Genomic DNA, 19,880 nt, shown 5'->3' with positions numbered 1-19,880 from the left:
GCAAGGTGGTGGTTACCGAGGATTCCCATGATTGGGGTGAATGTCACAAAATGATGGTGGCGAAAACGTTAATTTTCGCTACTGTGGTCTGTGTAACTAAATTGGGTGGGCCGTAGCACCGGTCTACTCGTATATGAAGGAGGATGACAGTTGTCCGATAGAATCGCATACGCCCCGTTTGAGAAGCTCGTAGTTTCTGCAGAGGAGGCTGCGAAGTACGTCAACAATGGTGACCGCGTAGGAATCTCCGGCTTCACCGGTGCAGGTTACCCCAAGGGTTTGCCTACCGCCATTGCAGATAAGGCGAAGGCGCTGCACGACAAGGGCGAAGAGTTCAAGATTGACCTCTTCTCCGGTGCTTCTACCGCCCCTGACTGCGACGGTGTTTTGGCAGAGGCAGAGGCCATTAACTTCCGCTCCCCATATAACTCCGACCCGCTGCTGCGTAAGCAATTCAACGACGGCACCGCGCTCTACCAGGATATTCACCTGTCCCACCTGGGCCAGCAGGTAGAAGAGGGCTTCTATGGTGACTTCCAGGTAGCCATCATCGAGGCCGTACGCATTACTGAGGAAGGCAATATCGTGCCGTCCTCCGCAGTGGGCAATAACCTCGAGTTCGTCGAGGCTGCAGACAAGATCATCATTGAGATCAACGAGTGGCAGTCCGAGAACCTCGAAGGCATGCACGACATCTACCGCATCGACAAGCTGCCTAACCGCCAGCCCATCCCGATTAACAAGCCGGGCGACCGCATTGGTACCACCTACATGGAGATCCCGGAGGAGAAGGTCGTGGCAGTTGTCAAGACCAACTCGGCCGACCGTAACGCTCCATTCCGCGAGCCGGACGAGACCTCTGAGAAGATCGCCGCTAACTTCATCGAGTTCTTGGAGGGCGAGGTTGCCGCAGGCCGCCTCGAGTACGACAAGTTCATCATGCAGTCCGGCGTGGGTAACGTGCCGAACGCCGTGATGGCGGGCCTTCTGGACTCCAAGTTCGAAAACATTCAGGCATATACCGAGGTTATCCAGGACGGCATGCTGGACCTTATCGATGCCGGCAAGATGACCGTGGCTTCTGCAACCTCCTTCGCGCTGTCGCCGGAGTACGCAGAAAAGATGAACGCGGAAGCAGACCGCTACCGCAACCACATCATCCTGCGCCCGCAGCAGATTTCTAACCACCCTGAGGTCATCCGCCGCGTCGGCTTGATTTCTTCCAACGGCATGATCGAGGGAGATATCTACGGCAACATTAACTCCACCAACGTGTCCGGTTCCCGCATCATGAACGGCACCGGTGGCTCTGGTGACTTCACCCGTAACGCGTACATCTCCACCTTCGTGTCCCCGTCCATCGCGAAGGATGGCGCCATCTCCGCTCTGGTTCCGTTCGTATCCCACACGGACCACACCGAGCACGACACCATGGTCATCATCACCGAATACGGTGTGGCTGACCTGCGTGGCTTGGCTCCAAAGCAGCGCGTAGAGAAGATCATCGCCGTGGCTCACCCGGACTACCGTCCGCTGTTGGAGGAGTATTACGAGCGTGCGAAGGAAAACAAGTTCCAGCACACCCCGCACGACTTGAAGACTGCCTTCGACTTCCAGGTTAACTTCATGGAAAAGGGTGACATGCGCGGTTAATCTCCACCGCCATGGCAAAGGAGGGCCTCCCGGCTGGGAAGCCCTCCTTCTGCTTTGTTTGGATACTCTCAGGCGAGGGGTGAATTAGGAGATCTAAAAGTCAACACGCTAATATAGAGCGACGTTGGGCCTTTAGCTCAGTTGGTAGAGCTACGGACTTTTAATCCGCAGGTCGTGGGTTCGATCCCCACAGGGCCCACTAGTACTTTTCGTGTACACTGCTTTGCTTTCATCGTTCACGGTGTTCTCCTTGAGCGGTGTTAGCGCCCCAAACCCGAGCCTTGATTAACATTTGGGTGGCTGCAGCCCACCCTGTGGGTGGGCTGTCGCCTTGCGTACGCCGTGCCATTGCGCGACGTCCGGTCTCTCCGCGTTCGGCTTCGCCTCTTGCGTCGAGCACGGCTACAGGGGGACAACATTGCTGATTCAAGACTCGTTCCTCGGGCGCGTTAAGCGATGGGAAAAATATCTCTACTCTCCGCAGCAGACAGCGCAGCTGTGACGAGGGTCGATGCAGTGGCATCTGCAGCGAGATAGTGGCGCATGGTTACTGTGGTGTCAGAGTGTCCTAGATGCTGAGAAGCCGCGGCGATAGGCACACCCGAAGAAGCCAACAGTGAAGCACAGGAGGCACGAAGGTCGTGGGGCCGAATTCGCTGGATACCAGCCCGGTCGCAGGCCGGTGTGAGAACCCGCGCTTGCCAATTACCTCGGTGTATTGGTGTTTCTACCTTAGAGGCGAACATCAGATCGTGATGGGCGCGGCTTCGTGCCCACTGCTGTAAATCGGTGAGCAGTCCAGGAGGTAAATTGACTTGGCGTCTTTGATGACTTTTCGTGTCGCCCCATAGCCAGCCGCCTCCGTGACGTGCTTGGACAGAACGATGAACCGATAGGCCGACGCCGGTGACATCATGTGGCGATAGGGCTGCAGTTTCACCAAACCGTAATCCACCGTAGGCTAGAACTCCGGTAACTAGCCGGTCGCGTTCTGTCGGCATCGAGTAGATGAGTCGTTGGATCTCCGCTGCGGTGAGGACACGAGGGTGCCCACGGGGTGGTGTACGAAGACGGAGACGAGCTGCAGGGTTTCGGTCAATGAGACCATCGTCTTCGGCCAGTTCAAAGATGCCTCGGAAAATAACGCGGCAGCGCCTAGCTTGGTGCGGTGCCCTAACCCAGAGTTCAGTAAACCATACGCGCAGGTCCGAGGCCTTAACGTCCTCTAAATCTACATCTGCCCAGGTAGGAAGGATCAGTGACCGAAGCAGGATCCGATAGTCCTGGGCTGTACGGGCGTTGATAATGCGTGAGCGGATGAAGAGGTCCGCGTAATCTTCGAATTTCGTCATTGTGATCATAAGTGGGAAAGGCCGGGGAAGACAGTGCGGGTGGTCTGGAAAATGGGCCCCGCAGTCAGCTGGACGTGGGAGCATAAGCGGCGGCGCACCGGGCGGTGTAGTGGCTGTAATCCATTGACGGCATGGTTACGAATTGGGGTTTAGCCCCAGCCTCAATGACGAGGGCTCGGCCAGGTGGCAGGTCAAGCACCTGGCCCCACATGTCTTCTGGTGCGGTCTCGCACACCATCTTCACGGAGTCACGATTATCAAGGCGATGCGTGACCCGGCGGGCATATTGTGCGCGGTCATGCAACAAAGTTGCTTCGGGACGCTGAATGATCGTGAGCACCGTGATCCCCGACTTAGCGCCTTCGCGAAGGAGGCGACCAACGATACGAACAGCATCCTTATGCTTCTTGCCATTGCCTTCAAGGGCAGATAGGAGCCCGGCATATTCTTCGAGGACCACCAGGTAGGCGGGATCTTTTCGCGAGATAGGCGTCTTGTCGATACCCATGGGTATTAGGGACTTGATCCGGGCATCCATGAGCCTCTCAAGTTCGCCGAGGATAGCGAGGATACGGTCAAGATCGTCTGGTGAGGTGCCCGTTGCTATCAGCGAGCCGCCGGGGCCTAGGCGATGAGGTGACAGCAACAAACCGGATGGGTCAATGCCGCAAATTAAGACGTCGTCGCGCTTTGCGAGTTGTGACAGGACTCCATAGCTAGTGACTGATTTTCCGCTGCGGGTAGCGCCGCTGATAACGGTGTGTGGGCCGGGGGTTGACCACCTATAGACGTCACCCTCAAAGGTCTTACCCACTACGGGGTCCAAGTCATTCAAATTTGTACGGGGGAGTGTCTGGAGTTTCCACCGAGGCTTGTGGAGAGGTTTGCCCGTAACGGCTTTGATGACGATGCAGACCATGCAGTTAATCAGGACACCGGCGGCAATGACCATGGTGAGGGTGATAATGAGCTTAATGAGTTCGAGTATGAGGTCCATGGTGTGCAACCTTTCGTGTTGGGGCTCCCGCCCAAGCCAAGGCTTGGTTGGGAACATCTGGGTTAATCGAGGATGTGCGGGTCGACGTCTGCTTCGCCGGGCGTGCGGGTATGTGCGATGACACGGACGGCACCCGGCTCGGGCGTAGCGGTGAGCATGCCGCCAACAAGGTCGCGGTGGAATCGACGACGTAGCTCAGGCAGCCAGCGTGTTTCGATCTGGTCAGCGAGGTCGTCGGCGTGTTGGCCATAAGCAGGATTGATCAACACGCCAGGACCCTCTGGTTCCATGAAGGGCTTCCCGCCACGCCTGGCTAGCAGGTACTTCGGTTTCGGGTCGTCCTCGGTGGGCTCATGGTGCGGGTCGGGTATGCCGAGCTTGTGGCGTCGGGCCGTATCACCGAAAAGTTGGAGCCGGGTCAATATGCGGTGCTCAGCCTTGGACGCAGGTACGGAGCTGACTAACAGGCGGGCAAGGCTGTACTTCGTGAGCCTCCATCCGAGGGCTGCAAGCATGGTAACGACGATGATCGTGATGAACCACGACGTCATAAATGGTGCCCACGCCATTCTGTAGAAATCGGTGTTGGCCAGGAAGTCCTGAATACTGGTGGGGATCGGGGGCCAAGTGGTGGAGGGTATTATCCACTGCATTTTTGATATCTCCTTAGGAGTGATTGGTTGTGCCCCGGGGGGTGGCCCCGGGAGCATTGGATATGGGGGATGGGTTAGGCGTCGTCGTCGTTGAAACGGTTCTGTGCCGTGGAGGAGGTCAGGGCCTCGAAAGCATTGCCAACGATTTCCCAGCTCCTCGCGGAGATGGTCACCATCAGCGGCACGAAGTCGGTGTTGGAGCTTCGTCCGCGAACATTGATGGTGACATCGGAAGATGGTCGAAGGACCGACCCTGCGGGGATGGTGAGTTCCTCACCCATTTGGAGCTTTGCGGTGATGCCGACGCCACCGACACTGGCCTGAGCCTCACTGACTTGGAAGATCGGCCAGCCTTCAGCGTGGGTGCGAATGTCATCGGTCTTTTTGCCGTCCACGTATTCGAATCCGGGCCGTGCGGTCTCGGCACCGGCGACGACGACATGGATGAGGTTGGAGGGGTAAGGGATAGAGAGGAAGGGGGTGGACATGATGCGGTCCTTTCAAGGTATGTAAGGTTTGACATCGATTGGCAGATGATCTGACACCCGCGTGTTCCAGACTAGCATCTTTATGGTCAAATGCAAGAAAATATGTCAAAAAAAGAAAATCGGTCACTTGCTTTAGTAAAATCCCAGGTCAGTGCATTGCAATATTTTTTGTCGCGTGTCCTTGAAGCGCGACATCGCAGGTGATCTGCTATGTTAAGGGGTATGGACAAACCTGATTTCTCGAAACCCGCGCAGAACACGCCCCTTGTGCAAGCTCTTGAAGTCTCCTGGCGCACGCTCACTTCTGCCCAGAAGACGCTCAATCTACTTCGTAAATGGTTGAAGGATTCCGAAGATGATGGGTTTGACCAAGAGTTCTGGGACACAGTTCTCGGGCTCTCCGCGGCACTAGCTGATGAAACGGACGAGAGCATGCGAGCTCTGATTGTTGCTGCCGTGGAAAGCGGAGTTCTGTCTAAACGTGCAGTTGGCAGAGCTTCGAAGCTCTCGGGTACACATGTAGGTGAGATCTACGATAAATGGCAGCCTTAGATAGGTGGATTGACCTCACCTGTCGGGATAAACGCGATGGCGTGTTCATCGCAAAACTTCGCCAACTCCCCAGCCTCCGTAGCCTCAATGGGGTTGCCCGCAAATCGTGGACACGTAGTGGAGCTACCTAGTGGTTAGGCAGCTATTTCTTTTCTGCTGGTGGTTAGGCTGGTGTGGTTCTCGAAATCGACGGGGCTGACCATCCCGAGTGCGGAGTGCCGGCGCCGACGGTTGTAGACGGCTTCAATCCAGTAGGCAACGGCCTGACGCGCAGCATCGCGGGTTGGCCAGCGCTTCCGGTCGTAGAACTCGGTCTTAAGCGTCGACCAGAACGACTCAGCCATCGCATTATCGAAACACACCCCAGTACGCCCCACAGACTGAGCAACACCTAGGTTGCGGCACACCTCCCAGAGCTGCTCGCTGGTAAATTGTGTTCCCCGGTCGGCGTGAAACACCAGCCCGTCAGGAACGTCACCACGCAGTGTATGTGCCATCCGCAGTGCTCGTTCGACCAGGAATGTATCTTGCACGCTATCCATAGCCCAGCCCAGCACCCTGCGGGAATGACCATCGCGAACTGCGCATAAGTACAACCAACCCTCGCCGGTTCGCAGGTAGGTAATGTCTGACATCCATACTCGATTGAGCTCGCCGGTATCAAACATGCGCTTTACCAGGTCAGGAAGACTCGACTTACGTTTAGATTGAATCGTTGTCGCTGGGACGAAGGCACGCGGTGAAATTCCTTCAATTCCCATCAGGCGCATCCGCTTAGCCACAGTCTTGCGGTTAAGAACAATCTGGTAGCGCTCACCTAGTTCTGCGGTGATTCGCGGGGCACCGTAGACCTCGTTGGAGTCTTTCCAGATCTGATGAATCTTGCGATCAACATCATCGTAAAATGCTGCACGATCATCCTTACCGGATAAGCGTTGCTGCTGCATATGGGCCCATTTGTAGTATCCAGACCGAGATACCTTCAAAAGGCGTGCCATGCGCTTGATACTGAAATTCGCCTTCTCCTGCTGCATTAATTCGAACTTTTCTGATCGCGTTGCTTTGCGGCGAAGAAGGCTGTCGCTTTTGACAAAAACTCGTTATCCATCTTGGCTTCTGCCAGCTCACGACGCAGACGAGCGTTCTCAGCACGAAGATCAGCCTCGCTTAGCCCATCAGAGGATCCTCGGCGTTGACGCTCATTTTTCACCCACCGACCTAAAAGGCCAGGTGCGACACCAATTTCTTTCGCTACATGAGCAATCGGGCGTTCTGACTCGATTACTAGGTTTGCGGCTTCACGCCGGTACTCCGGCGTGTATTTCTGGCGTTGTTGACTCACAATGAACATCCTCTCTTACGGACACAAGATCCGCACTAATCGGGTGTCCACTAAACGAGGGTAACCTCATCAAGCAGGCCAACCGCCACCTCGGGGGAGAGCGTTACCCAGGTGTTCATTGAAATTTCGCCGACAAGGTCCCCGTCATACCCAACATCGACAATGTCCTGATCAGTACGTACACGACCACGAGCGGCGAGACACTCTGTCCAGAACTTGTCCAGCTCGGTGACGCACTTCTTCTTCTGATGTGACCAAAGGATCTGGCGCCGCCCGGCGGAGACGCTCTCAAACTCGAGCCATGTCCTCCACAGTCGCGGTGTCGGGTACTCACGAATCTCACCGTCGGTGAGATTGGCGACGTTAAGAACGGCACCCTCCCACCATGTCTCATGCACTTTCGGTCGATCCCACCAGAACGATTGTTCAGACTTGACAATGGTGTCCAACAGTCCAAAAGGCGTGAGGTTTGAGACGGTGCGAGTATCCTTGGTGTTCATTGAAGCGGCGACCTCAGCGCCGAGTTTAGCGGCGACGTCGTAGGTGCTTTTCGTCAGATAATTACCGATGAATGATGCGCCTTCGTCAGTGATCTCACGCAAATCAAATCCAGCCCACGAGGTGGACATCCCCGCTTTCCTAACGCCCTTCTCCCAGCGTTCATAGAGACGGATACCTAAGGCAGAGAGCGCACAAGCCCGCTCAAATTGCGCAGGCATAGGTGCTCCACAGATTAACGCGAGCTTGGCAGAGTCAATGCTGGAAGAAGGGTCATTGGCGAAGATGAGAAGAACATGCAAGTGAACATGCCAACCGGAGCCGCCAGTCTTGGGGTCGCCATAAGTAACTTCTGTTGACCTAATCGTTCCAGCAATGCCGAATTGTTTCCGATCACCTGGCTCGGCCTGGAAAAAATACTCCCTACCAGCTTTTTTCTTAATATAGGCCTTGCGGCCTACCCAGCCGTAACCACCGGTGACGGAGCGCCAACCAGCGCTGACAGCGTTCCAGACCTCCTCCAGAGGGTCAGCACCCGTGTGACGAACAGTCAAAGTAAGGAGAGCGCTCCGGCCACCGTTAATATGGGCATACCGCAGTGCCCCTGCGATCTCCTTTGATCTTTCCAAAGCGATTTGAGAACTACAACGAGGACAAGCCCATACGCTGGCACATCGGTTGAGGCCCCTAAATCCTGCTGGCCGGTCGTCACTCGCTGTAACAAGCCCGATCATGTCACCACCAGAACGGCCATCACGATCGTCACCCGGTCGAGTCACACGTGGAAGCCTCCCGCACGCGCGAACACCAGCCCTCGAGCTTGCCTTCCATAATGCACCCCGAGCAGCCCACCGGCGCCGACGACGATCTGAATACTGAACGGATAAACTCGCAGGTAAAGCAAGTTCGCAGCACTTACTCTTTTTACTATCAAGGGTGCTGCAGCCCGTAGTGTCCTCCGCCCCAGTTTCGCCCGCGCGGCACGCTTCTCCCTCCCTACCGCTTCGCTTCGCCGCGCTTCCCCTTTCGTTCCCTCCCGCTTCCGCTTCGTCGAGCATGCGGCACATCGCGCCGGTCTCTCCTTGCGCGCTTCCGGTCACGACGGGGCCGCTTGCTTCGCTTGCGTACGGTCGTGAGTTCGCGGTGCTTGCGGTCTCACTTGGGGAGATTTCGGTTACCCTATTTTGGGTGGGATTTGTGAGCTCATTACTTTTAATCCGCAGGTCGTGGGTTCGATCCCCACAGGGCCCACATCAGGAGCCGCCTTCGGGCGGCTCCTTTTCTAGTTTTTCACGAGCTTCTTAATGGCGTGCATAGCCTCCGCTAGCTTCTCCTTAGCCACCTCGCCGTCCTCGGCCGCTGCACCGGCCACACAGTGCTCTATGTGGTCTTCTAAGAGCGCGAGAGAGACGTTCTCTAGCGCGGATGTCACCGCCGAGATTTGGGTGATGATATCGATGCAGTATTGGTCCTCATCGACCATGCGATGAATCCCGCGCGCCTGGCCTTCGATGCGCTTCAGGCGCGCCAGATAACGCGCTTTGCTCTTACTATCGGCGTTGTATCCGTGGATATCCGGCTCGTGGCAGGAACAGGTTTTCTGCTGCTCAGACATGGTTAAAACTCCTTCTGGGGGAGCGATTTTGTTTCTTGGTGATGTCTCCAGTATATTTCTAGAAGTCGCCAAGAAGCGACTGGCCCCCATCGTCTAGCGGCCTAGGACACTGCCCTTTCACGGCAGCGGCACGGGTTCGAATCCCGTTGGGGGTACCAACACCTTTGTGTTGGTACGAAATAATTTCTCATTTGGCCTTGTGGCGCAGTTGGTTAGCGCGCCGCCCTGTCACGGCGGAGGTCGCGGGTTCAAGTCCCGTCAAGGTCGCATTCTGAACAGTACACGCTTCGGCGGGTACTGTTCTTTTTTGGTTTTGCAGGCTGCTTGCTGATGCCACCTCAGCATCACTGGGGCATCAGCAAGCGGCGGAAAAACGGCGTTGTAGTGCTGATTTGTGTTGTTTCTAGGCGCCTGTGTAAAGTAATTACCCGTGCCCAAGGGGCACACAAAACTGAAAATGGCCTTGTGGCGCAGTTGGTTAGCGCGCCGCCCTGTCACGGCGGAGGTCGCGGGTTCAAGTCCCGTCAAGGTCGCGGAAACCTTCGGGTTTCTGGCCAGATAGCTCAGTCGGTAGAGCACACGCCTGAAAAGTGTGGGGTCGCCAGTTCGATCCTGGCTCTGGCCACAACTATGGTCCCTCCTTATTATCAAGGAGGGGCCATTTTTGGTTTAATGGGGGACATGGAAAAAGCAATTTCTCATCAAACCGATTTGTCCCGTTTCGTGCTTACCGTTGATGGTGTGGAAGCGGGAATCTGCGAATACGTAGATTCCGGCGATACCCGCGAGTTCAACCACACGGTCATCGGGGACGACTTCCGCGGTCAGGGCTTGTCCTCCCCGCTGATTAAGGAGGCCCTCGATGAAACCCGGGCTGCCGGCATGAAGGTCATCGCCACCTGCTCTGCCGTGGCGCACTTTATGGACAAGAACCCCGAATACCAGGATCTGCTGCGCGGTTAAGCACAGCAAAAAGCGGCCCACACAAGACTGTGGGCCGCTTTTAGTCTATTTAGATGTAGTAGTCCGGATCCACGAGCTTGACCCGCTCATGCCTATTTGAAGGCCGATTCTTGGCGGGGATGCCCACGGCGATGTGATCGGCCGGTACATCCTTCGTGACAACGGCATTGGCACCGATGGCGGAACCGGCCCCGATGGTGATGGGGCCTAAGACCTTGGCGCCCGCGCCGATGGTGACGTTATCTTCCACCGTGGGGTGGCGCTTGGTCTGGGTGAGCACCTGACCGCCGAGCGTCACGCCGTGGTAGAGCATGACGCCATCGCCAATTTCCGCGGTTTCGCCGATGACAATGCCCATCCCGTGGTCGATGAAGAAGCAGCGCCCGATGGTGGCGCCTGGGTGGATCTCGATGCCGGTAAAAAAGCGATTAATTTGGGCCAGGATGCGCGCAGGGCCCCGCAGGCCGCGCTTCCACAGCCAGTGGGACACGCGGTGCGACCAGATGGCGTGCAGGCCGGAATAGACGATCGCGTTTTCAACGTCGCCACGGGCAGCTGGGTCATGGTCGCGGGCATTGGCTAAATCTTCGCGGATATATTTAATAATGCTCATGCGGACTATAATACTGGTCACAAAAAGGCACCCGCCAAGCTTGACGGGTGCCTTTTATTCATGGACTAGGTTGCGGGGCTAGTTATGCCTCGCGGATGTCCTCGAAAAGAACGGTGGAAACGTAGCGCTCACCAAAGTCCGGCAGGACAACGACGATGGTCTTGCCCTCGAACTCGGGGCGCTCAGCCAGCTTCAGCGCGGCGGAGAGGTTTGCACCGGCGGAAATGCCAACCAGCAGGCCTTCCTCGGTAGCAAGGTCGCGGGAAAGCTTGATGGACTCCTCGAGGGAAGCGGTCAGGACCTCATCCAGCTGCTCGCGGTCGAGCACGTCCGGCACGAAGTTGGCGCCTAGGCCCTGGATCTTGTGCGGACCTGCCTGGCCTTCAGACAGCACAGGGGAGTCAGCCGGCTCAACGGCTGCGAGGTAAACGTCTGGGTTCTTGGACTTTAGGTAGCGACCTGCACCGGTGATGGTGCCGCCAGTGCCGACGCCTGCGACGAAGGCATCGACATTGCCCTCGGCGTCGTCCCAGATCTCCGGGCCGGTGGTGGCCTCGTGGATCTTGGGGTTGGCCTCGTTAGCGAACTGGGAAGCCAAGATGGCGTTGTCGCGCTCGGCGACGATCTCGTTGGCCTTATCAACCGCACCCTGCATTCCGGCAGCGCCCGGGGTCAGGATGATTTCTGCACCGTATGCGCGAAGCAGGACCTTGCGCTCATTGGACATGGTCTCTGGCATGGTGAGGACAACGTCGTAGCCCAAGGTTGCGCCGGCCAGTGCTAGGGCAATGCCGGTATTACCGGAGGTAGCTTCAACGATGGTGCCGCCCGGCTTCAGGTCACCGGATTCCTCAGCGGCCTTGATGATGGCGAGGCCGATGCGGTCCTTCACGGAGTTACCAGGGTTAAAGGACTCCACCTTGGCCAGCACGGTGGCACCCTTACCCTCAGCCAAGCGGTTGATGCGGATAAGTGGGGTACCGCCGATGGTCTCTAGGACATTGTTGTAAATAGCCATTTATTAGGACTCCTTTGGGAATCATATTCGTGGTCAAATCAGGTACAAGCGCAAGGATACACTATTTAAGTAGACAGAGTGGTATATTTATTACAGACAACCCATTCGGGCATGGAATGTGGGATTCACGGCCGCGGAGACGAAGGGACGATTTCGAATTACCCCCACTTGCTGTCTATAATTCCACGTAGTTACCCGCTGCTCCCCAAGTTTTCGGGGATATCGGGTGCACCTACTTGGTTACCCCCGACGAGGAAAGAGTCTCATGGAGTCGCATCGCCTCAAAGATGATGAAGAATCTGTACGCGCGGCACTGTCGTCTCTCAAAACCGCCACCGGAATCCCAGTGACGATGTACGCAACATTATTGGCGGATAATCGCCTGCAAATTACCCAGTGGGTGGGCCTGCGTACGCCGGCGCTGCAGAATCTGCTTATCGATGCCGGCGTGGGCGTCGGCGGGCGCGTCATCACCACCCGCCGCGCGGTGGGCGTATCGGACTACACGCGTGCCACCACCATTTCCCACGAGAACGACAGCGTAATCCAAGACGAAGGCCTGCACTCGATCGTGGCCGTACCCGTTACCGTGCAGCGTGAAATCCGGGGAGTGCTTTACGTTGGCGTACATTCCCCTGTGCGCTTGGGGGATAAGGTCATCGAGGAAGTAACGATGACGGCCCGGACCCTAGAGCAAGATCTCGCGGTCAACTCCGCGATGCGCCGCGCCGATGGTGGAAAGGGAGGTGCGTCCCGCGGCCATGCGATGAACGGTGCGGAATGGGAACAGGTTCGTTCCACCCACTCCAAGCTGCGCATGCTGGCCAACCGCGTCGAGGACGAGGAGTTGCGCAAGGAACTCGAGGCGCTCTGCGATCAGATGGTCTCTCCCGTGCGCGTGAAGCAATCAACCAAGCTTTCCGCCCGCGAGCTCGACGTCCTCTCCTGCGTGGCACTCGGCCACACCAACGTGGAAGCGGCGGAAGAAATGGGAATTGGCGCCGAAACCGTCAAGTCCTACCTACGCTCCGTGATGCGCAAGTTGGGGGCGCACACTCGCTACGAAGCCGTCAATGCCGCCCGCCGGATCGGCGCGTTGCCCTGATAACCGGTAGCGTAGAAAGCTGTGAAAGATCAGTTTATTGTTTCCGGCGGTGCCCGTCTTGCAGGCACCGTCAAAGTAGATGGCGCCAAAAACAGCGTCCTTAAGCTCATGGCCGCCGCGTTGCTGGCGGAGGGGACGACGACGCTGACCAATTGCCCAGAGATTCTGGACGTACCTTTGATGAAAAAGGTACTCGAAGGCTTGGGCTGCGAGGTGACAATCGATGGCAGCACCGTCCGCATTACTACCCCTGCGACGCCGCAATCGAACGCGGACTTTGATGCGGTTCGCCAATTTAGGGCATCGGTATGCGTCTTAGGCCCACTAACCTCGCGCTGCGGGCATGCAAAGGTTGCGCTGCCCGGTGGTGACGCCATTGGCTCTCGCCCGCTTGATATGCACCAGACCGGCTTGGAAAAACTCGGCGCCACCACCCGCATTGAACACGGCGCCGTGGTCGCTGAGGCCTCCGAGCTTCGCGGTTCCACCATCCGTTTGGACTTTCCTTCCGTTGGTGCAACGGAAAACATTTTGACCGCCGCCGTCTTGGCTGAGGGCACCACCGTCCTCCACAACGCCGCCCGCGAGCCCGAGATCGTTGACCTGTGCGAGATGATGAAATCCATGGGCGCCAATATCGAAGGCGAAGGCACCTCCGAGGTCACCATCCACGGCGTGGACCGGCTTAACCCAACGGAGCACGAGGTCATCGGTGACCGCATCGTGGCAGGCACCTGGGCTTATGCCGCAGCCATGACACAAGGCGATATCACAGTCGGCGGCATTGCTCCGCGCCACTTGCACCTTCCGCTGGAAAAGCTGAAGTCCGCCGGTGCAGAGATTGAAACCTATGAAAACGGCTTCCGCGTGCGTATGGATAAGCGCCCTACCGCTGTGGATTACCAGACGTTGCCTTTCCCAGGCTTTCCGACGGACCTCCAGCCCATGGCCATCGGCATTTCCTCCATCGCCGAAGGGACCACCGTGATCACGGAGAACGTCTTTGAATCCCGGTTCCGCTTCGTCGACGAAATGCTGCGCTTGGGTGCCGATGCCCAAGTAGACGGTCATCATGTGGTGGTGCGCGGAAAGGAGCATCTTTCCTCTACGCATGTGTGGAGCTCCGATATCCGCGCAGGAGCTGGCCTGGTGCTTTCCGCACTCTGCGCCGACGAAGCCACGACCGTTCACGATGTCTTCCATATCGACCGCGGCTATCCCCACTTTGTGGAGAACCTTTCACGGCTTGGAGCCACCATCGAAAGGACGCAGGAAGAAGAAATCTTCTAATTAACCTTCCCCCAGTATGCATTTTTGCGGTGTATGCTGGGGATTTGTGTGTTTTCTGGAGTGGGGTGTAACTTTATCGAAGTCGCCGAAAGGTAGCCGGTTGGTTACTTGTGAGTGACTTTTTGTACTGGCTTGGTCCGAGGATTTGACTTGGTTCAGGTTGTTGGGTAAGTTGGTACGAGCCGCCAACGAGAGGTTAACGTTTGGTTAATTTTCTTGTGGTGTGTGGATGTTGTTTGAGAACTCAATAGTGTGCCAATGTACTTATTTTTTTATTTTTGTGTGCATGGTTGTGTGTTGATTGGTCTGTTGACCAGCGAGCCTATGGTGGTTTGTTGGTTGGTGTGTGCCGGTAAGGTGTTGGAATACGCACCTTTTTGAATACTGTTTAGTGTTTCGGCTGCATTGATGGATTGGTTGGCATGTGATTGTGTTCAACTTTTTTTCTCCCCTTTTTGTGCCCCGTCGGGTTGGGGAGGCAGTTTATTTTTCTTTGTAGTAATTTTTGGACGCCAGCATGGACTGCTTTTGTGTGGTTTGTGGTGGTTTGTTCTTTTGGTTAGGTTTGGGCTTTTCACGGCCTTGATTTTGGAATGTTGTTCTGAAATTCTTTTTGTGGAGAGTTTGATCCTGGCTCAGGACGAACGCTGGCGGCGTGCTTAACACATGCAAGTCGAACGGAAAGGCCCTGCTTGCAGGGTACTCGAGTGGCGAACGGGTGAGTAACACGTGGGTGATCTGCCCTGCACTTCGGGATAAGCTTGGGAAACTGGGTCTAATACCGGATAGGAGCCATCTTTAGTGTGGTGGTTGGAAAGTTTTTTCGGTGTAGGATGAGCTCGCGGCCTATCAGCTTGTTGGTGGGGTAATGGCCTACCAAGGCGGCGACGGGTAGCCGGCCTGAGAGGGTGTACGGCCACATTGGGACTGAGATACGGCCCAGACTCCTACGGGAGGCAGCAGTGGGGAATATTGCACAATGGGCGCAAGCCTGATGCAGCGACGCCGCGTGGGGGATGAAGGCCTTCGGGTTGTAAACTCCTTTCGCTAGGGACGAAGCTTTGTTGTGACGGTACCTAGATAAGAAGCACCGGCTAACTACGTGCCAGCAGCCGCGGTAATACGTAGGGTGCGAGCGTTGTCCGGAATTACTGGGCGTAAAGGGCTCGTAGGTGGTTTGTCGCGTCGTCTGTGAAATTCTGGGGCTTAACTCCGGGCGTGCAGGCGATACGGGCATAACTTGAGTGCTGTAGGGGTAACTGGAATTCCTGGTGTAGCGGTGAAATGCGCAGATATCAGGAGGAACACCGATGGCGAAGGCAGGTTACTGGGCAGTTACTGACGCTGAGGAGCGAAAGCATGGGTAGCGAACAGGATTAGATACCCTGGTAGTCCATGCCGTAAACGGTGGGCGCTAGGTGTGAGGGTCTTTCTACGACTTTCGTGCCGTAGCTAACGCATTAAGCGCCCCGCCTGGGGAGTACGGCCGCAAGGCTAAAACTCAAAGGAATTGACGGGGGCCCGCACAAGCGGCGGAGCATGTGGATTAATTCGATGCAACGCGAAGAACCTTACCTGGGCTTGACATACATCAGATCGCTGCAGAGATGTAGTTTCCCTTTGTGGTTGGTGTACAGGTGGTGCATGGTTGTCGTCAGCTCGTGTCGTGAGATGTTGGGTTAAGTCCCGCAACGAGCGCAACCCTTGTCTTATGTTGCCAGCATTTGGTTGGGGACTCATGAGAGACTGCCGGGGTTAACTCGGAGGAAGGTGGGGATGACGTCAAATCATCATGCCCCTTATGTCCAGGGCTTCACACATGCTACAATGGTCGGTACAACGCGTTGCGACACTGTGAGGTGGAGCGAATCGCTGAAAGCCGGCCTTAGTTCGGATTGGGGTCTGCAACTCGACCCCATGAAGTCGGAGTCGCTAGTAATCGCAGATCAGCAATGCTGCGGTGAATACGTTCCCGGGCCTTGTACACACCGCCCGTCACGTCATGAAAGTTGGTAACACCCGAAGCCGGTGGCCTAAACGTGTTAGGGAGCCGTCGAAGGTGGGATCGGCGATTGGGACGAAGTCGTAACAAGGTACCCGTACCGGAAGGTGCGGGTGGATCACCTCCTTTCTAAGGAGCTTTTATTATTGGGCTGCAGTTGCAGCCAGAACCCATAGTTGTGGGTTGCCCACTGTTGTTTGATGGTGGGTTGGTGGTTGAGTAGGCGAGTGTTCTGCTGCCACCGAATTTGGAAATTCCGGGTAGGAGACACACCTTAATCAGCAGTATCAAGTGTTGAGACAGTGCTTTGTGACATGCGTAAAAGTGTCCATGTATACAAAAATGAGTGTTGATTGTACGTTGGTGCATTGTTGGGTGTCTGGGGCATTATCCCCTTTTTTGTGTGCCTGACTGGTTGATGGATGCCATTCATTGTGGTGGTGTTTGTTGCTGGTTCGGGGTGTTGTGTGAGAACTGTATAGTGGACGCGAGCATCTGCATGATGCCACTTACACGTTGTGTTTGTGGTGTCTTGTGTGTGTGATGTGATTTTTCTTTTTGTTTATTTTGTCAAGTTCACTTGTTACCACCACATGCTGGTTGCATGGCTTTTGTTGGTTGTGTGGTTTGTGTGTGGTGGTTGGTGTGTTCGTTATTTAGGGCGCATGGTGGATGCCTTGGCATGCTGAGCCGATGAAGGACGTGTAAGGCTGCGTTAAGCCTCGGGGAGTTGTCAATAAAGCCTTGATCCGAGGATGTCCGAATGGGGAAACCTGGCCCTGGTTATGTGGGGTTACCCTTCAGTGAATTCATAGCTGTTGTGGGGGTTACGCGGGGAAGTGAAACATCTCAGTACCCGTAGGAGGAGAAAATAATAATGATTCTGCTAGTAGTGGCGAACGAACGTGGATGAGGCTAAACCGTGTGCATGTGATACCTGGTAGGGGTTGTGTGTGCGGTGTTGTGGGGCCTGATTGTGTGTCATCTACCAGTGGCACGCCCTTTTTGCATTGTTGTTAGGTGAAGTGGTTTGGAATGATCTGCCGGAGTAGGTGAGAGTCCTGTAGCTGAAGATGATGATGTGGGGGTTGTTGGGTTCCCGAGTAGCAACGGGCTCGTGGAATCTGTTGTGAATCTGCCGGGACCACCCGGTAAGCCTAAATACTCAGTGTGACCGATAGTGGATAGTACCGTGAGGGAATGGTGAAAAGTACCCCGGGAGGGGAGTGAAATAGTTCCTGAAACCATGTGCTTACAATCCGTCAGAGCACTTTTTATGGTGTGATGGCGTGCCTTTTGAAGAATGAGCCTGCGAGTCAGCGGCATGTCGCGAGGTTAACCCGTGTGGGGTAGCCGTAGGGAAACCGAATCCTAATGGGGTGGTAAGTGGCATGTCCTGGACCCGAAGCGGGGTGATCTACCCATGGCCAGTGTGAAGCAGCTGTAAGAGGTTGTGGAGGCGCGAACCCACGTAGGTTGAAAACTGCGGGGATGAGCTGTGGGTAGGGGTGAAAGGCCAATCAAACTCCGTGATAGCTGGTTCTCCCCGAAATGCATTTAGGTGCAGCGTCGCATTTAGCTTGGTGGAGGTAGAGCGACTGGTTGGTTGAGCGGGACTACAATCTTAGCAATGTCAGCCAAACTCCGAATGCCATCAATTGTGTTGTGCGGCAGTGAGACTGTGGGGGATAAGCTTCATAGTCGAGAGGGAAACAGCCCAGATCGCCGGTTAAGGCCCCTAAGGGTGTACTAAGTGGAAAAGGATGTGGGATCGCGAAGACAGCCAGGAGGTTGGCTTAGAAGCAGCCATCCTTGAAAGAGTGCGTAATAGCTCACTGGTCGAGTGGTTCTGCGCCGACAATGTAGTGGGGCTCAAGTACACCGCCGAAGCCGCGGCAAGCAACAATTTTTTGTTGTTTGGGTAGGGGAGCGTCGTGCATGGGTGGAAGCGTTACCGTGAGGAGGCGTGGACTGTGTGCGAGTGAGAATGCAGGCATGAGTAACGAATTGTAAGGTGAGAATCCTTACCGCCGGATGACTAAGGGTTCCTGGGTCAAGTTCGTCTTCCCAGGGTGAGTCGGGACCTAAGGCGAGGCCGACAGGCGTAGTCGATGGATAACCAGTTGATATTCTGGTACCCGTACATGTGCGCCCATGATAAAGCACGGATACTAACCACTGCGGATACGCTACCTAGCATTCTTTGAGTGTTGGTGGTGTTGATGTCGTGGGGCCTGATGTGTGGTTCAAGTGATGGGGTGACGCAGTGAGGTAGCCGCGCCACTTACTGGATTGGTGGTGTAAGCGTGTAGGCCGTGTGGTAGGTAAATCCGCCACACATATAGGTTGAGGCGTGATGCGTAGACCCTACAAGGGTTGATGGTGGTGATCCTGTACTGTCGAGAAAAGCCTCTAGCGAGTGTGTGTATGGCCCGTACCCTAAACCGACACAGGTGGTCAGGTTGAAGATACTAAGGCGTTCGGGTGAACTGTGGTTAAGGAATTCGGCAAAATGCCCCCGTAACTTCGGGAGAAGGGGGGCCCTGTGACGTGAAGACCCTTGCGGTTGGAGTGTTGTGGGGTCGCAGAGAATAGAGGGAAGCGACTGTTTATCAAAAACACAGGTCCATGCGAAGACGTTAAGTTGATGTATATGGACTGACGCCTGCCCGGTGCTGGAAGGTTAAGAGGACCGGTTAGTAACCTTTGTGGTTGCGAAGCTGAGAATTTAAGCCCCAGTAAACGGCGGTGGTAACTATAACCATCCTAAGGTAGCGAAATTCCTTGTCGGGTAAGTTCCGACCTGCACGAATGGCGTAACGACTTCTCTGCTGTCTCGACCACAGGCCCGGTGAAATTGCATTACGAGTAAAGATGCTCGTTACGCGCGGCAGGACGAAAAGACCCCGGGACCTTCACTATAGCTTGGTATTGGTGTTTGGTTCGGTTTGTGTAGGATAGGTGGGAGACTGTGAAGCTATCACGCTAGTGGTGGTGGAGTCGTTGTTGAAATACCACTCTGATCGGATTGAGCATCTAACCTTGGCCCATGATCTGGGTTGGGGACAGTGCCTGGTGGGTAGTTTAACTGGGGCGGTTGCCTCCCAAAATGTAACGGAGGCGCCCAAAGGTTCCCTCAGCCTGGTTGGCAATCAGGTGGTGAGTGTAAGTGCACAAGGGAGCTTGACTGTGAGACAGACATGTCGAGCAGGGACGAAAGTCGGGACTAGTGATCCGGCACCTACTTGTGGATGTGGTGTCGCTCAACGGATAAAAGGTACCCCGGGGATAACAGGCTGATCTTCCCCATGAGTCCATATCGACGGGATGGTTTGGCACCTCGATGTCGGCTCGTCGCATCCTGGGGCTGGAGTAGGTCCCAAGGGTTGGGCTGTTCGCCCATTAAAGCGGCACGCGAGCTGGGTTCAGAACGTCGTGAGACAGTTCGGTCTCTATCCGCCGCGCGCGTTGAAACTTGAAGAAGGCTGTCCCTAGTACGAGAGGACCGGGACGGACGTACCTCTAGTGTGCCAGTTATCCCGCCAGGGGTAGTGCTGGTTGGCTACGTACGGAAGGGATAACCGCTGAAAGCATCTAAGCGGGAAGCCTGTTTTAAGATGAGGTTTCTTTTGAGGTCCCCTAAAGACTATGGGGTAGATAGGCCAGACTTGGAAGCACTGTAAGGTGTGAAGGCTACTGGTACTAATTGACCAAAACAAACACACCACAACAACCCCAA

At 55.6% G+C, this 19,880-nt stretch carries 14 protein-coding genes, 5 tRNA genes and 2 rRNA genes; 12 read left to right on the top strand and 9 right to left on the bottom strand.

From position 1 onward, the window contains the following. The first annotated feature begins 150 nt into the window (after nucleotides 1–150). Both HMPREF1257_RS08185 and HMPREF1257_RS08180 read left to right on the top strand, forming a co-directional pair. Nucleotides 151–1,653, top strand: a complete 1,503-nt coding sequence (locus HMPREF1257_RS08185) for an acetyl-CoA hydrolase/transferase family protein (protein ID WP_023023806.1) — start codon at nucleotides 151–153, stop codon at nucleotides 1,651–1,653. 126 nt (nucleotides 1,654–1,779) lie between these two features. Then, nucleotides 1,780–1,852, top strand: a tRNA-Lys gene (locus HMPREF1257_RS08180). Between the two features lie 250 nt (nucleotides 1,853–2,102). Here the strand turns inward: HMPREF1257_RS08180 and HMPREF1257_RS12670 are convergent. The 4 genes from HMPREF1257_RS12670 to HMPREF1257_RS08160 all read right to left on the bottom strand — a co-directional run bounded on the left by HMPREF1257_RS12670 (nucleotide 2,103) and on the right by HMPREF1257_RS08160 (nucleotide 5,143). Beyond that, the gene (locus HMPREF1257_RS12670) at nucleotides 2,103–3,005 is read right to left on the bottom strand and encodes a site-specific integrase (protein WP_198010513.1); all 903 of its coding nucleotides are present in this window, start codon (nucleotides 3,003–3,005) and stop codon (nucleotides 2,103–2,105) included. A gap of 64 nt (nucleotides 3,006–3,069) precedes the next feature. Next, a complete protein-coding gene (locus tag HMPREF1257_RS08170) occupies nucleotides 3,070–4,002 on the bottom strand; it encodes a hypothetical protein (protein WP_023023802.1) in 933 nt (310 codons plus the stop codon). A gap of 62 nt (nucleotides 4,003–4,064) precedes the next feature. Further along, on the bottom strand, nucleotides 4,065–4,571 hold the full coding sequence (locus HMPREF1257_RS08165) for a hypothetical protein (RefSeq protein ID WP_156904626.1): 507 nt from the start codon (nucleotides 4,569–4,571) through the stop codon (nucleotides 4,065–4,067). Nucleotides 4,572–4,729: 158 nt separating this feature from the next. Further along, nucleotides 4,730–5,143 carry a hypothetical protein gene (locus HMPREF1257_RS08160; protein WP_023023798.1) on the bottom strand — a complete coding sequence of 138 codons (414 nt, stop codon included), beginning with the start codon at nucleotides 5,141–5,143 and terminating at the stop codon, nucleotides 4,730–4,732. Nucleotides 5,144–5,365: 222 nt separating this feature from the next. On the opposite strand from HMPREF1257_RS08160, the gene HMPREF1257_RS08155 reads away from it, so the two are divergent. Then, nucleotides 5,366–5,695: a hypothetical protein gene (locus tag HMPREF1257_RS08155; RefSeq protein ID WP_156904625.1), complete on the top strand. Its 330-nt coding sequence runs from the start codon at nucleotides 5,366–5,368 to the stop codon at nucleotides 5,693–5,695. A gap of 134 nt (nucleotides 5,696–5,829) precedes the next feature. On the opposite strand, the gene HMPREF1257_RS08150 is transcribed toward HMPREF1257_RS08155, so the two are convergent. From HMPREF1257_RS08150 to HMPREF1257_RS08135, 3 genes are all read right to left on the bottom strand, one after another. Next, a protein-coding gene (locus HMPREF1257_RS08150; RefSeq protein WP_156904624.1) for an IS3 family transposase occupies nucleotides 5,830–7,046 on the bottom strand; the annotation gives its coding sequence in 2 pieces (ribosomal slippage) (nucleotides 5,830–6,785 and nucleotides 6,785–7,046; 1,218 coding nt in all). Between the two features lie 41 nt (nucleotides 7,047–7,087). Further along, nucleotides 7,088–8,089 carry a hypothetical protein gene (locus HMPREF1257_RS11645; protein WP_156904623.1) on the bottom strand — a complete coding sequence of 334 codons (1,002 nt, stop codon included), beginning with the start codon at nucleotides 8,087–8,089 and terminating at the stop codon, nucleotides 7,088–7,090. 728 nt (nucleotides 8,090–8,817) lie between these two features. Then, nucleotides 8,818–9,150, bottom strand: a complete 333-nt coding sequence (locus tag HMPREF1257_RS08135; protein WP_023023790.1) for a metal-sensitive transcriptional regulator — start codon at nucleotides 9,148–9,150, stop codon at nucleotides 8,818–8,820. An 82-nt stretch (nucleotides 9,151–9,232) separates the two neighbouring features. Here HMPREF1257_RS08135 and HMPREF1257_RS08130 point away from each other — a divergent pair. From HMPREF1257_RS08130 to HMPREF1257_RS08110, 5 genes are all read left to right on the top strand, one after another. Continuing rightward, nucleotides 9,233–9,308: transfer RNA gene (locus HMPREF1257_RS08130), tRNA-Glu, on the top strand. A 35-nt stretch (nucleotides 9,309–9,343) separates the two neighbouring features. Then, nucleotides 9,344–9,417 (top strand) — tRNA-Asp (locus HMPREF1257_RS08125). Between the two features lie 192 nt (nucleotides 9,418–9,609). Further along, nucleotides 9,610–9,683, top strand: a tRNA-Asp gene (locus tag HMPREF1257_RS08120). Nucleotides 9,684–9,702: 19 nt separating this feature from the next. Further along, nucleotides 9,703–9,775: transfer RNA gene (locus HMPREF1257_RS08115), tRNA-Phe, on the top strand. 56 nt (nucleotides 9,776–9,831) lie between these two features. After that, nucleotides 9,832–10,113, top strand: coding sequence for a GNAT family N-acetyltransferase (locus HMPREF1257_RS08110; RefSeq protein WP_198010512.1), 282 nt, complete (start codon nucleotides 9,832–9,834; stop codon nucleotides 10,111–10,113). A 49-nt stretch (nucleotides 10,114–10,162) separates the two neighbouring features. On the opposite strand, the gene epsC is transcribed toward HMPREF1257_RS08110, so the two are convergent. Together epsC and cysK are read right to left on the bottom strand one after the other, a co-directional pair. Beyond that, the gene (gene epsC / locus HMPREF1257_RS08105) at nucleotides 10,163–10,726 is read right to left on the bottom strand and encodes a serine O-acetyltransferase EpsC (protein WP_034659567.1); all 564 of its coding nucleotides are present in this window, start codon (nucleotides 10,724–10,726) and stop codon (nucleotides 10,163–10,165) included. Nucleotides 10,727–10,808: 82 nt separating this feature from the next. Beyond that, nucleotides 10,809–11,744, bottom strand: a complete 936-nt coding sequence (cysK, locus tag HMPREF1257_RS08100) for a cysteine synthase A (RefSeq protein ID WP_023023783.1) — start codon at nucleotides 11,742–11,744, stop codon at nucleotides 10,809–10,811. A 265-nt stretch (nucleotides 11,745–12,009) separates the two neighbouring features. Between cysK and ramA the strand changes: the two genes are divergently transcribed. From ramA to HMPREF1257_RS08080, 4 genes are all read left to right on the top strand, one after another. Next, nucleotides 12,010–12,849, top strand: a complete 840-nt coding sequence (gene ramA / locus HMPREF1257_RS08095) for an acetate metabolism transcriptional regulator RamA (RefSeq protein ID WP_005279642.1) — start codon at nucleotides 12,010–12,012, stop codon at nucleotides 12,847–12,849. Between the two features lie 21 nt (nucleotides 12,850–12,870). Further along, nucleotides 12,871–14,139 (top strand): UDP-N-acetylglucosamine 1-carboxyvinyltransferase, encoded by a 1,269-nt coding sequence (gene murA / locus HMPREF1257_RS08090; protein ID WP_023023781.1) that lies wholly within the window; start codon nucleotides 12,871–12,873, stop codon nucleotides 14,137–14,139. A gap of 612 nt (nucleotides 14,140–14,751) precedes the next feature. Further along, nucleotides 14,752–16,270 (top strand): 16S ribosomal RNA (locus tag HMPREF1257_RS08085). A gap of 516 nt (nucleotides 16,271–16,786) precedes the next feature. Continuing rightward, a 23S ribosomal RNA gene (locus tag HMPREF1257_RS08080) occupies nucleotides 16,787–19,866 on the top strand. Together the 16S and 23S rRNA genes form the textbook arrangement of a ribosomal RNA operon. Nucleotides 19,867–19,880: the final 14 nt, after the last annotated feature.

Source organism: Corynebacterium sp. KPL1814 (genome assembly GCF_000478175.1).
GTDB lineage: Bacteria > Actinomycetota > Actinomycetes > Mycobacteriales > Mycobacteriaceae > Corynebacterium.
Note: the sequence above shows the minus strand (reverse complement) of the source record. Positions and strands in the feature narration are given on the sequence as shown.

What these genes read in the sequence shown, in the direction of transcription:
- epsC (WP_034659567.1), bottom strand. Translation starts at nt 10,726, where the DNA reads ATGAGCATTATTAAATATATCCGCGAAGATTTAGCCAATGCCCGCGAC.
- HMPREF1257_RS12670 (WP_198010513.1), bottom strand. Translation starts at nt 3,005, where the DNA reads ATGACGAAATTCGAAGATTACGCGGACCTCTTCATCCGCTCACGCATT.
- HMPREF1257_RS08110 (WP_198010512.1), top strand. Translation starts at nt 9,832, where the DNA reads ATGGAAAAAGCAATTTCTCATCAAACCGATTTGTCCCGTTTCGTGCTT.
- cysK (WP_023023783.1), bottom strand. Translation starts at nt 11,744, where the DNA reads ATGGCTATTTACAACAATGTCCTAGAGACCATCGGCGGTACCCCACTT.
- HMPREF1257_RS08165 (WP_156904626.1), bottom strand. Translation starts at nt 4,571, where the DNA reads ATGGCGTGGGCACCATTTATGACGTCGTGGTTCATCACGATCATCGTC.
- HMPREF1257_RS08160 (WP_023023798.1), bottom strand. Translation starts at nt 5,143, where the DNA reads ATGTCCACCCCCTTCCTCTCTATCCCTTACCCCTCCAACCTCATCCAT.
- HMPREF1257_RS08170 (WP_023023802.1), bottom strand. Translation starts at nt 4,002, where the DNA reads ATGGACCTCATACTCGAACTCATTAAGCTCATTATCACCCTCACCATG.
- ramA (WP_005279642.1), top strand. Translation starts at nt 12,010, where the DNA reads ATGGAGTCGCATCGCCTCAAAGATGATGAAGAATCTGTACGCGCGGCA.
- HMPREF1257_RS08155 (WP_156904625.1), top strand. Translation starts at nt 5,366, where the DNA reads ATGGACAAACCTGATTTCTCGAAACCCGCGCAGAACACGCCCCTTGTG.
- HMPREF1257_RS08135 (WP_023023790.1), bottom strand. Translation starts at nt 9,150, where the DNA reads ATGTCTGAGCAGCAGAAAACCTGTTCCTGCCACGAGCCGGATATCCAC.